This window comes from Arthrobacter sp. Helios (assembly GCF_023167125.1).
GTDB lineage: Bacteria > Actinomycetota > Actinomycetes > Actinomycetales > Micrococcaceae > Arthrobacter_B > Arthrobacter_B luteolus.
Genome location: NZ_CP095402.1, coordinates 1,413,972 through 1,427,418 on the forward strand (window position 1 = coordinate 1,413,972; position 13,447 = coordinate 1,427,418).

12 protein-coding genes and 1 pseudogene are annotated in these 13,447 nt (G+C 65.4%); 12 read left to right on the forward strand and 1 reads right to left on the reverse strand.

The annotated features are described in order from the left end of the window. Positions 1 to 12: 12 nt before the first annotated feature. The 3 genes from ArtHe_RS06260 to mshC are packed head-to-tail and all read left to right on the forward strand — an operon-like array spanning position 13 to position 2,604. Positions 13 to 375, forward strand: coding sequence for a hypothetical protein (locus ArtHe_RS06260; protein ID WP_248319217.1), 363 nt, complete (start codon positions 13 to 15; stop codon positions 373 to 375). A 51-nt stretch (positions 376 to 426) separates the two neighbouring features. Beyond that, positions 427 to 1,251 carry an undecaprenyl-diphosphate phosphatase gene (locus tag ArtHe_RS06265; protein WP_248319218.1) on the forward strand — a complete coding sequence of 275 codons (825 nt, stop codon included), beginning with the start codon at positions 427 to 429 and terminating at the stop codon, positions 1,249 to 1,251. Between the two features lie 60 nt (positions 1,252 to 1,311). Then, the gene (gene mshC / locus ArtHe_RS06270; RefSeq protein ID WP_248319219.1) at positions 1,312 to 2,604 is read left to right on the forward strand and encodes a cysteine--1-D-myo-inosityl 2-amino-2-deoxy-alpha-D-glucopyranoside ligase; all 1,293 of its coding nucleotides are present in this window, start codon (positions 1,312 to 1,314) and stop codon (positions 2,602 to 2,604) included. Between the two features lie 62 nt (positions 2,605 to 2,666). Here mshC and ArtHe_RS06275 read toward each other — a convergent pair whose 3' ends face one another. Beyond that, positions 2,667 to 3,548: a PAC2 family protein gene (locus tag ArtHe_RS06275; RefSeq protein WP_066297817.1), complete on the reverse strand. Its 882-nt coding sequence runs from the start codon at positions 3,546 to 3,548 to the stop codon at positions 2,667 to 2,669. A 102-nt stretch (positions 3,549 to 3,650) separates the two neighbouring features. Between ArtHe_RS06275 and ArtHe_RS06280 the strand changes: the two genes are divergently transcribed. The 9 genes and pseudogenes from ArtHe_RS06280 to pafA all read left to right on the forward strand — a co-directional run bounded on the left by ArtHe_RS06280 (position 3,651) and on the right by pafA (position 13,382). Then, positions 3,651 to 4,403, forward strand: coding sequence for an HAD family phosphatase (locus ArtHe_RS06280; RefSeq protein ID WP_248319220.1), 753 nt, complete (start codon positions 3,651 to 3,653; stop codon positions 4,401 to 4,403). Continuing rightward, on the forward strand, positions 4,400 to 5,569 hold the full coding sequence (locus ArtHe_RS06285; RefSeq protein ID WP_248319221.1) for a site-2 protease family protein: 1,170 nt from the start codon (positions 4,400 to 4,402) through the stop codon (positions 5,567 to 5,569). Before ArtHe_RS06280 ends, ArtHe_RS06285 begins: the two co-directional genes overlap by 4 nt. Positions 5,570 to 5,645: 76 nt before the next feature. After that, positions 5,646 to 6,695: a tRNA (adenine-N1)-methyltransferase gene (locus tag ArtHe_RS06290; protein ID WP_066297805.1), complete on the forward strand. Its 1,050-nt coding sequence runs from the start codon at positions 5,646 to 5,648 to the stop codon at positions 6,693 to 6,695. A gap of 200 nt (positions 6,696 to 6,895) precedes the next feature. Further along, positions 6,896 to 8,572 (forward strand): annotated as a pseudogene (gene arc, locus ArtHe_RS06295) (proteasome ATPase); the annotation flags it as partial. A gap of 14 nt (positions 8,573 to 8,586) precedes the next feature. Next, the gene (gene dop, locus ArtHe_RS06300; RefSeq protein WP_248319694.1) at positions 8,587 to 10,179 is read left to right on the forward strand and encodes a depupylase/deamidase Dop; all 1,593 of its coding nucleotides are present in this window, start codon (positions 8,587 to 8,589) and stop codon (positions 10,177 to 10,179) included. A 39-nt stretch (positions 10,180 to 10,218) separates the two neighbouring features. Next, entirely contained in the window at positions 10,219 to 10,428 is a 210-nt protein-coding gene (locus ArtHe_RS06305) for a ubiquitin-like protein Pup (RefSeq protein ID WP_248319222.1), read from the forward strand. Between the two features lie 3 nt (positions 10,429 to 10,431). Then, entirely contained in the window at positions 10,432 to 11,256 is an 825-nt protein-coding gene (gene prcB, locus ArtHe_RS06310) for a proteasome subunit beta (protein WP_066297799.1), read from the forward strand. Positions 11,257 to 11,259: 3 nt separating this feature from the next. Further along, on the forward strand, positions 11,260 to 12,021 hold the full coding sequence (gene prcA, locus ArtHe_RS06315; protein WP_248319223.1) for a proteasome subunit alpha: 762 nt from the start codon (positions 11,260 to 11,262) through the stop codon (positions 12,019 to 12,021). Further along, positions 12,021 to 13,382, forward strand: coding sequence for a Pup--protein ligase (gene pafA / locus ArtHe_RS06320; RefSeq protein WP_066297792.1), 1,362 nt, complete (start codon positions 12,021 to 12,023; stop codon positions 13,380 to 13,382). Before prcA ends, pafA begins: the two co-directional genes overlap by 1 nt. Positions 13,383 to 13,447: the final 65 nt, after the last annotated feature.

The following is a 13,447-nucleotide window of genomic DNA, read 5'->3' on the forward strand; positions in this document are numbered from 1 at the left end:
AACGTCTAGTCCATGAGCATAGATCCGCGCGTTGCGCTCCAGTCCCTGGTCGCTGCCTTCGAAGAGCACCTGGCTGCCGCTGCTGCCCGCCGCGGAGAGAAGGATCCCGCCGTCGAAGGTGCTTACCTGGCCATCGCCGACGCGTTTGAAGTGTATGAAGAAGTCCTCTACGACGCGTACGGCGAAGTGACGCCGCTGGAAATCTACGACGACGAAGACGGCGACGAGGACCTGCTCGACGACGATGAAGAAATGCTCCGCCGGTCCGGGTTTGACGAGCCTTCCCGGTTCGGCGCGGATGAAGAGACCGAGGAAATTCCTGCAGGTTCTTCGGACCAGGACGATTACCGACGGCAGGCCGGCACGGACCGGTAGCACGGGCACCGCATGACGGGTCCGGGCTGCGCTGTGCCCTAGAGTCGTAGGGTGAATTGGTTTGAAGCGATATTCCTCGGTTTCCTCCAGGGCCTGACCGAGTTCCTGCCCATTTCGTCCAGCGCGCACCTGCGGATTGCCGGTGAGCTCCTTCCCGGCGCGCAGGATCCCGGCGCCGCGTTCACAGCTATCACCCAGCTCGGTACCGAGACGGCTGTTGCGGTGTACTTCTGGAAGGACATTGTCCGGATCGTCAAAGCCTGGTTCGGCTCGCTGACCGGCCGGGTACCGCGCTTCGATCCGGATGCACGCATGGGCTGGCTGATTATCGTCGGCACCATCCCGATCGTCGTCCTGGGCCTGCTGTTCCAGGACCAGATCGAAAGCACCTTCCGCAGCCTCTGGATCGTTGCCACCATGCTGATCGTGTTCGGCATTTTCCTCGCGATCGCGGACATTGTGGGCAAACAGCAGCGCACGCTGGACAAGCTCACCTACAAGCACGGCATCCTTTACGGCTTCGCCCAGGCCCTGGCACTCATTCCCGGCGTCTCCCGTTCGGGTGGAACCATCACGGCGGGCCTGCTGATGGGCTACACCCGTGAAGCAGCGGCCCGGTACGCCTTCCTGCTGGCCATCCCCGCCGTATTCGGCAGCGGCCTGTACCAGCTGGCCAAGTCCTGGGGAGAGACCGGTCCCTACGGCGGGGCGGAGACGGCACTCGCCACCGTGGTGGCCTTCGTTGTTGGGTTTATCATCATTGGCTGGTTCCTCCGGTACGTTTCGACCCGCAGCTACCAGTTGTTCGTCTGGTACCGGATCGCCCTTGGTGTGGCCATCTACCTTGCCCTGGGCTTCGGTGTGCTGCAGGCCTGACCGTGAACCGGTCCCGGACGCAAAACGGAAACCGCTGTCGAAGTCAGTAGAGTTGATTCTGTGATCGCTTGGAAAACCCGCCCCCTGCCCGTCCTGCCCGGAAAGTCTCCAGGCCTTGTCCTCTTCGATTCGTCGCTGCGAAGGGCTGTGCCTGTCCAGCCAGAGGGTGAAGCCGGCCTGTACGTCTGCGGGATCACCCCGTACGACGCGACCCATATGGGACACGCAGCGACCTACGTTGCGTTCGACCTGCTGAACCGGCAGTGGCGGGACGCCGGCTACACGGTCAACTATGTGCAGAACGTCACCGACATTGATGACCCGCTCCTCGAACGCGCTGAAGCGACGGGGGTCGACTGGACGGTTCTCGCCAAGGAACAGACCCAGCTCTTCCGTGAGGACATGGAAGCACTGAACGTCATTGCCCCGCAGAGTTACATCGGTGCCGTGGAGTCCATTGAATGGATTGTGCCCGTGGTCGAGGAACTGCTGGACAAGGGCATCGCATACCGTGTGCCGGGGACGGGGACCGAACCCGACGGAGATGTCTACTTTTCGGTCGACGCCGCGCAGGAACTTGAGAAGCAGGGCCCCGACGCGTGGTGGCCCGGGCAGGTTTCCGGCCTCACGCCGGAGCAGATGCTGCCGCTGTTCGCGGAACGCGGCGGTGACCCCGCCCGGCCCGGAAAGCGGAATCCGCTCGACGCGCTGCTGTGGCGGGCCGCCCGCCCCGGAGAACCTGTATGGCCCGGCGGGAAGCTGGGCGACGGGCGTCCGGGCTGGCACATCGAGTGTTCGGTCATTGCCCGCCGCTTCCTCCCGGCACCCTTCACGGTCCAGGCCGGGGGATCGGACCTGACCTTCCCGCACCATGAGATGAGCGCCGCACACGCGTACGCCTGCTCCGGTGAGCCGCTGGCAAAGCACTACGCCCACGCCGGCATGGTGGGCCTCGACGGCGAGAAGATGAGCAAGTCCCTGGGCAACCTGGTCCTGGTCTCCCGCCTGCGGACGGAAGGCGTGGAACCGGCAGCCGTCCGCATTACCCTTGCCGGCCACCACTACCGGTCAGACTGGTTCTGGACCGCTGACGACCTTGGCCGGGCCGAGGACCGGCTCCGGCGCTACCGCATGGCGCTGCCGCTGACCGGGGAGCAGGCGGCCGCTGAGCTGCTGCAGAGTTTCCGTATGGCCCTGGCAGATGACCTCAATGCACCTGCCGCGCTGGCCGCCGCTGATGCCTGGGCCGCTGCGCTCCTCGACGCGCCGGCGGAATCAGCAGCCGGGTCCCCGGCCGGAGCGGAACTGGCCGAAGCAGCCTTCGACGCCCTCCTGGGAATCCGCCTGCGCTAGGCACATCCTTCGGAAGGCACAGGGACCGCGGATTCTGTCCGCGGTCCCTGTGCCTTTCCGGGCTAGTCCCGGCGCCGGCGTTTGAGGTAGCGCTCGAACTCACGCGCAATCGACTCGCCGGTCGCCTCGGGGAGCTCAGCAGTGTCCTTGGCTTCCTCGAGCTGCCGCACATAGGCCGCGATCTCCGGGTCCTCGGTGGCAAGTTCATCCACGCCACGCTCCCAGGCCTCGGCTTCCTCTGTGAGGACCGCGGTGTCGATGGGGGTCTGCAGCAGCTCTTCCAGACGGTGGAGCAGCGCCAGCTGTGCCTTGGGCGAGGGCGGCTGCCCCACATAGTGCGGTACCGCTGCCCAGAGGGAGAGTGTGGGAATGTCGGCCAGACTGGCCACTTCCGCCAGGACGCCCACAATTCCAATGGGACCCTCATACTGCGAGGATTCGACGCCGAGGTGTTCCCTCAGGTCCTCCTCCTCACAGGTGGCAGTCACCGGAATGGGACGGGTATGCGGAACATCGGCCAGCAGGGCGCCGGTGAGCACGATGCAGTCCACCTCGAGTTCCTTGGCCAAGCCAATAACTTCCGCCGTGTAGGCACGCCATTTGTAGGACGGTTCAACCCCGGAAACCAGGATCAGGTCCAGGTTGGTCCCCGGGACCTCTGCCCGGGAAATCCGGGTGGTAGGCCACTTGATCCTGCGCTTTCCTGCTGCGTTCCGCTCGATTGCAGGGCGGGTGAACTGGAAATCGTAGTACTCGTCGGCATCGATTCCGGCGATCTTCTCGCTGTCCCAGTACTGGGAGAGGAAACTCAGGGCGTCACTGGCCGCTTCTCCGGCGTCGTTCCAGCCTTCAAAGGCGGCCAGCATCACGGTGACCCGCTCTCCGGAGCCGCCACCAAAGAAATCCTGCAGGCCGGCGGCTGGGGTCTTGTCGGTATAACTCACAGATTCACCATATGCTCCCCGCACCGCAGTGTCAGTCCCGCCCCTGTCCGAGTCACCCGGCCGGGACAAGGAACCCCGCCCGGAGCCACGTAGACTTGCGGTATGTCCCTCCCTGGAAGTTTCCTCCCGTCCGGCGGCCCCGGCAGCCCGCTGCAGGCCGTTTTCTGGGATATGGACGGCACGATCGTCGACACGGAACCCTATTGGATCCAGGCGGAGAAGGACCTTGTTGCTGCCCATGGCGGCACCTGGACTGATGAAGAGGCCGAGGAACTCGTGGGGCAGGCGCTCACCTTCTCAGCGCACCGGCTCCAGCAGGCCGGCGTTGACCTGAGCGTCGAGGCCGTTATTTCCACCCTGACGGACCGGGTGGCGCGGCAGGTCCGCACCGATGTGCCCTGGCGGCCCGGTGCCCGTGAGCTGCTCGAGGAACTTGCGGATTCCGGGATTCCCTGTGCGATGGTCACCATGTCCACAGCGGTCCTGGCCCGGGCCATCGCCTCCCATCTTCCGGAGGGGACGTTCCGGTTCCTGGTCACCGGCGACATGGTGAAACGCGGCAAGCCGCATCCCGAGCCGTACCAGCTGGCCTTCGATGAACTGGCGCAGAGTGTCCCCGGCCTGGCGAAGTCCCGGTGCATCGCTATAGAGGACTCCTATCCGGGCTATACATCCGCCCGTGCTGCCGGCCTCACTGCCCTGGCCGTACCCCATTTCATTCCGCTGCCGCCGGATCCGGACCGGATCGAATGGACCACGCTGGCCGGACGCACCGTCAGTGACCTGCAGGCCCTGACGGCGCTCAGCACCGCAGCCCAAAGGTCCGCAGCCCAAGAGTCCGGAGCCCAAAAGTGACGCAGGGCCCGGACGGCGGGACGGCCGGCGGAGGACGCAGCGAAGGCATCCCGCTGGGAAAGATCGGGGGAGTCCCTGTCACCCTGGCCTGGTCCTGGTTTGTGATTGCCGCGGCGATCGTCCTGCTTTTCGGACCCCAGGTCGCCCGGGCGCTCCCGCAACTGGGCAGCCCTGGGGCGTACGCCGTCGCCCTGGGCTATGCGCTGCTCCTGCTGCTCTCCGTCCTGGCCCACGAGCTCGCCCATGCCCTGACTGCCCAGGCCTGGAAATGGCCCACGCCCCGGATCGTCCTGACGCTGTGGGGCGGACACACCCAGTTCGGCGACGTGAATGCCACCCCCGGCAGGTCCCTGGTCGTTGCCCTGGCCGGGCCCGCAGCGAACTTCCTGCTCGCCCTTGCCGGACGCCTGGTTCTGCCGTTCTTCGAACCCGGAACCGTGGGCTGGCTGCTGACGGACATTTTTGTCTGGGCCAACGTGCTGGTCGCCATCTTCAACGTCCTCCCCGGCCTTCCGCTGGACGGGGGACGCATCGTGGAGTCTGCGGTCTGGAAGGCGACCGGCGTCCAGGAGAAAGGCACGATTGCCGCCGGGTGGGCCGGGCGGATTATTGCCGCCGCCCTGGTGGCCGCCGTCTTCATTCCCCCCTATCTGCGGGGTGAAACGCCCGGCCTGAGCCTGGTGATAATCACGGCCCTGGTCTCAGGTTTCCTGTGGATGGGTGCCTCAGCCTCGATCAGCAATGCCCGCCTGCGGCTTCGGCTGCCGGAGGTTTCCGCCGGCAGCCTGATGGAACCGGCCCGGCAGCTGCCCACGGGGACGCCGGTGTCCGAAGCCCGGCAGCTCGCAGCTGACTGCCCCCCAGGCACGGCGCTTGTGGTGACGGGCCCAACCGGGCGGCCGGAAGCCGTCGTCGACCCCGGCGTGATGTCCTCTGTGCCCCCCCACCTGGCGCTCCAGACCCCGGTGAACGCAGTGGCCCGCGCGCTGGCTGCCGGCGCCTACGTTCCGGATGCCGCCACCGGCCAGGAACTCATCCAGTACCTATCGCAGCTGACCGGCAGCGAGTATGCCGTCATCAACCGCGAAGGCACGGTGGTCGGCCTGCTCCGCCAGTCCGCCGTCGTCGCCGCTGTCACCGGCCGCCGGCCGAAAACCAGCAGCTAACCACCCACCAGCGGGACAGCAGACCTGGCCCCGCATTCGACCGCCCCCCCCCCCCGAAACCGAAGGACAGCCACATATGAACAACCCGGGTACACCCTCTTCTCCCGCTGCCCACGGCGCGGAAATGCGCCGTGGACCCCTGCGGCCCGGGGAACGCGTCCAGCTCACCGATGAAAAGGGGCGCCGGAACACCATCACACTCACCGAGGGCGGGGCTTTCCACACCCACCGCGGCTACCTCCCGCACGAGAGCATCATCGGCGTCCCCGAAGGCACGATTGTCACGAACACCACGGGGCATCAGTACCAGGTCCTCCGGCCGCTGCTCTCGGACTTCGTGCTCTCCATGCCGCGCGGGGCAGCCGTGGTCTACCCGAAAGACGCCGGCCAGATCGTCACCATGGCAGACATCTTCCCGGGCGCCCGGGTCGTCGAGGCCGGTGTCGGATCCGGCGCGCTGAGCATCTCGCTGCTCCGCGCCGTGGGAGACAACGGCTCGCTGCACTCCTACGAGCGCCGCGAGGAATTCGCTGACATCGCCCGCGGCAATGTGGAGACCTTCTTCGGCGGCCCGCACCCCGCCTGGGAAATCACCCTGGGCGACTTCCAGGACCAGGTCGTCAAGAACCAGGAACCCGGCAGCGTGGACCGGGTGGTCCTGGACATGCTGGCTCCGTGGGAATGCACCGACGCGGTGGCAGAGGTCCTGGCCCCGGGCGGCGTCTGGATCTCCTACGTCGCCACGGTCACCCAGCTTTCGCGGACAGCTGAAGCCATCCGCGCCGACGGCCGCTTCACCGAGCCCGAGGGCTGGGAATCCATGGTCCGCGGCTGGCACCTGGAAGGGCTGGCAGTGCGTCCGGACCACCGGATGGTCGCCCACACCGGCTTCCTGCTTTCAGCACGCCGGCTCGCTGAGGGCGCCACCGGCCTGGTCGCCAAGCGGCGCGCCTCCAAAACGGACTTCAGCCAGGAGGACCTGAACGCCTGGACCCCGGCAGCAGTCGGCGAGCGTCAGGTCTCCGATAAGAAGCTCCGCCGGGCCGCGAAGGACGCCAGCTCGACCGTCCAGCGCGGTGCCCTGGCAAAGGCTGAACGGTTCCAGGAGGACAACGGCGCCGAGTAGCCCCGCCATAGCCGGAAAGCTGGAAAACACAAGACTCCAGGCACGGTGCATTGCGTGCGCCACTGCGTTATCGTCAAACGAGGGGACCCTGGAGCGATGAAGGCGGTCGGACAATGGTTGAAGCGGAAAACACCAGCGGGGCCGGGGTTGAAGGTACGCGTACCGATGCCCCCTACGGAACTGCAGCCGGTGCGGAATCCCGGCAGCTCAACATCCTGCGGGATAAGCTGCGCAACGTGGACCGTCAGTTGGCAGCACTGACGCACAACAATGCGCGGCTGGTGGCAATGCTGGAAACCGCCAAGGCGGAGATCATCCGGTTGAAGGACGCATTGGAGAAGGAGGGCGCCACGCCCTTCAGCTTCGGCACGGTCATCGCCGTCAACGAACGGCAGGAACCCGAACCCGGCGTCAGCACCACAGCCACGGTCCAGGAAAGCGTGGACATCATTCAGTCCGGGCGCAAGCTCCGGGTTGCGGTGAGCCCGCTCCTGGACCTTGGCCAGATTGTCCCGGGCCAGGAAGTCCTGCTGAATGAATCGCTGACGGTGGTGGCCGGGCTTGGTTTCGAGAAGGCCGGCGAACTCTTCACCGTGCAGGAACTCCTGGAAGGTGACCGCGCCCTGGTGGTGGGCCGGGCCGACGACGAGCGCGTGGTCCGGCTCAACGGGCCGCTGATCGAAGAGAAAATCCGGGTCGGCGACGCCCTGACCGTGGACACCCGGATCGGCTACGCCCTGGAGAAGATCCCGCGCAGCGAAGTCGAGAATCTGGTCCTGGAGGAAGTCCCGGATATTTCCTACTCCGATATCGGCGGACTGGGTCCGCAGATCGAAGCCATCCGGGACGCCGTCGAGCTGCCCTTTATGCATCCGGACCTTTACCGTGAGCACGGCCTGAAGGCACCCAAGGGGATCCTGCTCTACGGCCCTCCCGGCTGCGGAAAGACCCTGATCGCCAAGGCCGTCGCACATTCGCTGGCAGCGCGGGTGATGGAACAGACCGGCTCGCTGGGAACCCGCAGCTACTTCCTCAACATCAAGGGACCCGAGCTGCTGGACAAGTATGTCGGCGAAACCGAACGCCATATCCGGCTCATCTTCGCCCGCGCCCGTGAGAAGGCGTCCGATGGCAGCCCCGTGGTGGTGTTCTTCGACGAGATGGACTCGCTGTTCCGCACCCGCGGAACAGGGGTTTCCTCCGACGTCGAAACCACGATTGTGCCGCAGCTGCTCAGCGAGATCGACGGCGTGGAAAAACTGGAAAACGTGATCGTGATCGGCGCCTCGAACCGCGAGGACATGATCGATCCGGCGATCCTGCGCCCCGGCCGGCTGGATGTGAAGATCAAGATCATGCGCCCCGACTCCGAAGGGGCGGGGGAGATTTTCGCCAAGTACCTCACGCCTGACCTTCCGCTGCACCGGGACGATCTGGCCGAGCACGGCTACGATCCGGTGGCTACGGTCCGTGAGATGATCCGCCGGACGGTGGAGAAGATGTACGCGGAGGACAAGTCAAACGAGTACCTGGAAGTGACTTACGCCAACGGGGACACGGAGATGCTCTACTTCAAGGATTTCAACTCCGGAGCCGTGATCCAGAACGTTGTGGACCGGGCGAAGAAGTACGCCATCAAAGACTTCCTGACGCTGCGCCAGCGCGGACTGCGCATCGAGCACCTGATGCGCGCCGTCGTGGACGAGTTCCGCGAGCACGAGGATATGCCCAACACCACCAATCCTGATGACTGGGCACGCATCTCCGGCAAAAAGGGCGAACGTATCACCTACATCCGGACAATCATCCAGGGCAAGGCGGGCCAGGAACCCGGCCGGACCATCGAAACGACAGCCAATCCGGGACAGTATCTGTGACGGTCCGCAGGGTGATGGGGACGGAGACCGAGTACGGCGTACTTGCACCCGCCCTTCCGAGCGCCAACGCCACCGTCCTCTCCAGCCAGATCGTCAACGCCTACGCTGCGACGGTACGCTCCGGCATGGGAAATCTCACCGGAACCCGCTGGGACTACACGGACGAGGCGCCCCTGAACGATGCCCGCGGCTACACGGTTCCGCGGACCGCCGCCGACCCCTCGCAGCTCACCGATTCGCCTCCGGTCATGGACGCGGAACAGATTGCAATGGAAGGCGGGGGACCGTCGGCCCTGTACGGGGACACCGAGGATAATGCGGTGCTGATGAACATGGTCCTGGGCAACGGGGCGCGCCTCTACGTCGACCATGCGCATCCCGAGTATTCCTCTCCCGAGGTCACCAATCCGCGGGACGCGGTGCTGTGGGACAAGGCGGGCGACGCCGTCGTGCTGGCAGCGATGCGCCACATCGCCTCGACCCCCGGCTTTGCTCCGGTCCACCTCTACAAGAACAACACCGATAGCAAGGGTGTCTCCTACGGCGCGCATGAGAACTACCTGGTGCCGCGCAGCGTACCGTTTACCCGCCTGGTCGCCGGACTGCTGCCGTTTTTTGTCTCCCGCCAGGTAATCTGCGGCTCCGGCCGGGTGGGCATCGGGACCAGCAACCAGCGGCAGGGCTACCAGCTGAGCCAGCGCGCGGACTTCTTCGAAACCGAGGTGGGCCTGGAAACCACCATCCGCCGGCCCATCATCAACACCCGCGACGAACCGCACGCCGTCGCGGAGAAGTACCGCCGCCTGCACGTGATCATCGGCGACGCCAACCTGAGCGAGGTATCGGCGCTCCTGAAGCTGGGCACGGCGTCGGCCGTCCTTTCGATGATCGAGGACGGAACCGCCCCGGTGCTGGAACTGCGCGATCCCGTCGGGGCACTTCAGGCCATCAGCCACGATCCCACCCTGGCCCAGCTGGTGGAGCTGAAGGACGGCAGGATGGTCACCGGACTCGACCTGCAGGAAATCTACCTGGAAGCTGCCGCCGGGCACGCCCGGGGCCGCGGGGGAGCGGATGAGGCAACCGAGGACCTCCTGAACCGCTGGACCTCGGTGGTGGGAACCCTGAAACGGGACCCGATGGCCGCCGCCGCGCAGGTGGACTGGGTAGCCAAGCTGAAACTGCTGCAGGCCTACCGGGACCGCGACGGATTGGCCTGGGATGATGCCCGCCTGAACCTGATCGACCTGCAGTACTCCGATATGCGCCCGGAGAAAGGGCTCTACTACCGGCTCGCGGCCCGCGGCCAGATGGAACGGATCCTGACGGATCAGGAAATCGCTGCGGCCGTAACCCACCCCCCGGAAGACACCCGGGCCTATTTCCGGGGCCGGTGTGTCACCCGGTTCCCGGACGAGGTAATCGGTGCTAGCTGGGATTCGATCATCTTCGAACTGCCGTCCAGGCGCCGCCTGCAGCGGGTCCCCACCCGCGAACCGCTGCGCGGAACGAAAGAGCTCACCGGGGAACTTTTTGACGTTTCTGCAGATGCGGAGGATTTTGTGACCCGGCTGCTGACCGGTCCGGAACCTACCGTGGCACCATAGGACGTAGGGCACATCCGCTCAGCAAGAAAGGGCAGCAGCATGGCAACCCAGGATCGCAGGAACACAGGATCACGTCCGCAGGAAGTCGAAGAAACCGACGAGGTTACTCCGCCGCCTGCCGCAGAACCCACGGAGCAGTCCACGGCGCACACCGAGGGCGTGGACGACCTCCTGGACGAGATTGACGGCGTGCTGGAAAACAACGCCGAAGAGTTCGTGAGGGGTTTCATCCAGAAGGGCGGTCAGTAGCGGATGACGCACTCAGATCCTGCCCAGGCCGTCGCCGCGGCAGCGGGCTCGTCCTTCACCGAGCACCTTGGCCGCCATTATCCGGAGCTGCTGCCCTCGGCCCGCAGCCTCGGATCGGCACCAGCAGGATCGGCCGGCGCAGCCGCACCGCAGGCGACCACCATCGTCTCCCTCACCTATGCCGGGGGCGTTCTTGTGGCCGGGGACCGGCGGGCGACTATGGGCAACATCATCGCCAGCCGCCACATCCGCAAGGTTTTCCCGGCAGACAGCTACTCGGTGCTCGGCATCGCCGGGACCGCCGGACTTGCCCTGGACATGATTCGGCTCTTCCAGGTTGAGCTCGAGCACTACGAGAAAATCGAAGGCACGGCAATGAGCCTGGATGGCAAGTCCAACCGGCTGGCAGCCATGGTGCGGCAGAACCTTCCGCTCGCCCTCCAGGGCCTCGCCGTCATCCCGCTGTTTGCCGGCTACGACACCGAGAAGCACGTGGGCAGGCTGTTTTCCTTCGACGTCACCGGCGGACGGTATGAAGAGTACGAACACCACAGTGTCGGCTCCGGCTCGGTCTTCGCACGCGGGGCGCTGAAGAAGCTGTGGCGTCCCGGGCTGGACGAGGATGAAGCCGTGCAGGTTGCCGTCGAGTCCCTTTACGACGCCGCCGACGACGACTCCGCCACGGGCGGCCCGGACCTGGTCCGCCAGCTGTGGCCGGTGGTCTACGTGGTTAATTCCGCCGGAATGCGGGAAATCCCCGAACGTGAGCTGCACCAGCTCGCCCAGGAGCTCGTGAGCCGCCGCAGTGCCGCCGGACTGGAGGCGTAGGACATGACTCAGCAGTTCTACGTATCACCCGAACAGCTTATGAAGGACCGGGCAGACTTTGCCCGGAAAGGAATCGCGCGGGGCCGCTCCGTGGTGGTCCTGACCTGCCGCGACGGTATCGCCCTGGTGGCAGAGAACCCGTCGCCCTCACTGTACAAACTTGGCGAGATCTACGACCGCATCGGGTTTGCCGCAGTGGGCAAGTACAACGAGTTCGAAAGCCTCCGGCAGGCCGGTGTCCGGTATGCCGACGTCCGGGGGTATTCCTACGCCCGGGAGGACGTCTCAGCCAGGGGACTGGCCAGCGTTTACGCGCAGAGCCTTGGCTCGGTGTTCACCACGGAGGGGAAACCCTTCGAGGTGGAGCTGGCCGTCGCTGAAGTGGGCGCCGACCCGTACAGCGACCACCTGTACCGGCTGACCTTCGACGGTTCCATTGCCGATGAAAGCAACTATGTGGTGATGGGCGGGCAGGCTGACATCGTCAACGATTCGCTTGCCCGTTCGTGGTCTCCGGACACGTCGTTCAGCGAGGCCATCCTGGTGGCAGTCAGGGCACTCTCATCGACGCGGCAGGCCCCGGAAACAACGATCAACGGTGAATCCGCCGGCACCGGCCAGAGCGCTGAGCTCCTCGGGGCCAGTCTGCTGGAAGTGGCTGTACTGGACCGCGATCCGCAGTCTGCCCGGGGAAGCGTCCGGGCTTTCCGCCGGATCGGCACCGTGGAGCTGGACCGTTTCCTGGCCAGCGCGGAGGGAGACTGATGGACCGCAGGATCTACGGGATCGAAACAGAATTCGGCATCGCCTACTCGGGACCCGATTCGCGCCCCCTTTCCCCGGAGGAAGTGGCCCGGTATCTCTTCCGCAAGGTTGTGAGCTGGGGAAGGTCCTCCAACGTTTTCCTCACCAACGGCTCACGCCTGTACCTGGACGTGGGCTCCCATCCGGAGTACGCCACTGCGGAATGTGACGACCTGGCCCAGCTCATTGCCCATGACCGGGCCGGAGAACTCATTCTGGAAGACCTGGTGGAGGAGGCGGAAGAACGGCTCAAGGCTGAAGGCTTCAACGGCAGCGTCTACCTGTTCAAGAACAACACCGACTCGGCCGGAAACTCCTACGGCAGCCACGAGAATTATCTGATCCCGAGGCGGCTGGAGTTTTCCCGGCTGGCAGACATTCTGATTCCCTTCCTGGTCACCCGGCAGCTCCTCGTCGGCGCGGGCAAGGTCCTGCGCACCCAGTCCGGCGCCCTGTTTGCCTTCTCACAGCGGGCCGACCATATCTGGGAAGGCGTCTCCTCAGCCACCACCCGGTCCCGGCCCATCATTAATACCCGTGACGAGCCGCACGCGGACGCTGAACATTACCGGCGGCTGCACGTCATCGCCGGCGACTCCAACATGTCCGAGACCACCTCCATGCTCAAGGTTGGTTCCGTGGACCTGATGCTGCGGATGATCGAAGCCGGGGTGATCATGCGCGACCTCCGGCTGGAGAATCCGATCCGCAGCATCCGGGAAATCTCCCACGACCTCACCGGGTCCGCCCCCCTGAAGCTGGCCAACGGCTCCACCATGACTGCCCTTGAGCTCCAGCACATTTATCTGGAGCGGGCACAGGAGTTCGTGAACACGAACGGCGCCCACAACCGGCATGTTCCGCGGGTCCTCGACCTGTGGCAGCGGACCCTGGAAGCCGTGGAATCGGGCGACACCTCCGGGATCGATACGGAGATCGACTGGGCCATCAAGAAGAAGCTCGTGGACCGTTATGCGGAACGGGCCGGCCTGGACATGGCCTCTCCCCGTCTCGCCCAGATCGACCTCACCTACCATGACATCTCGCGGCGGCGGGGACTGTTTTACCTCCTGCAGTCCCGGGGTGAAACGGCGCGGGTGGTCGATGACCGGGAGATCAAGGAAGCCGTGGATGTGCCGCCGCAGAGCACCCGGGCCAAGCTGCGCGGGGACTTTGTCCGCCGGGCCAAAGCCGCGAACCGGGATTTCACCGTGGACTGGGTCCATCTCAAACTCAATGACCGGGCCCAGCAGACCGTGCTGTGCAAAGACCCATTCGCTGCCGTCGATGAGCGGGTCGAAGCCCTGCTCTCCACGTTGTAGGGCTGCAGCAGGCAGCTGATCTAGGCTCCTTTCAGGTCCACGCGTTAGGGTGGGTCTTGCTGCCC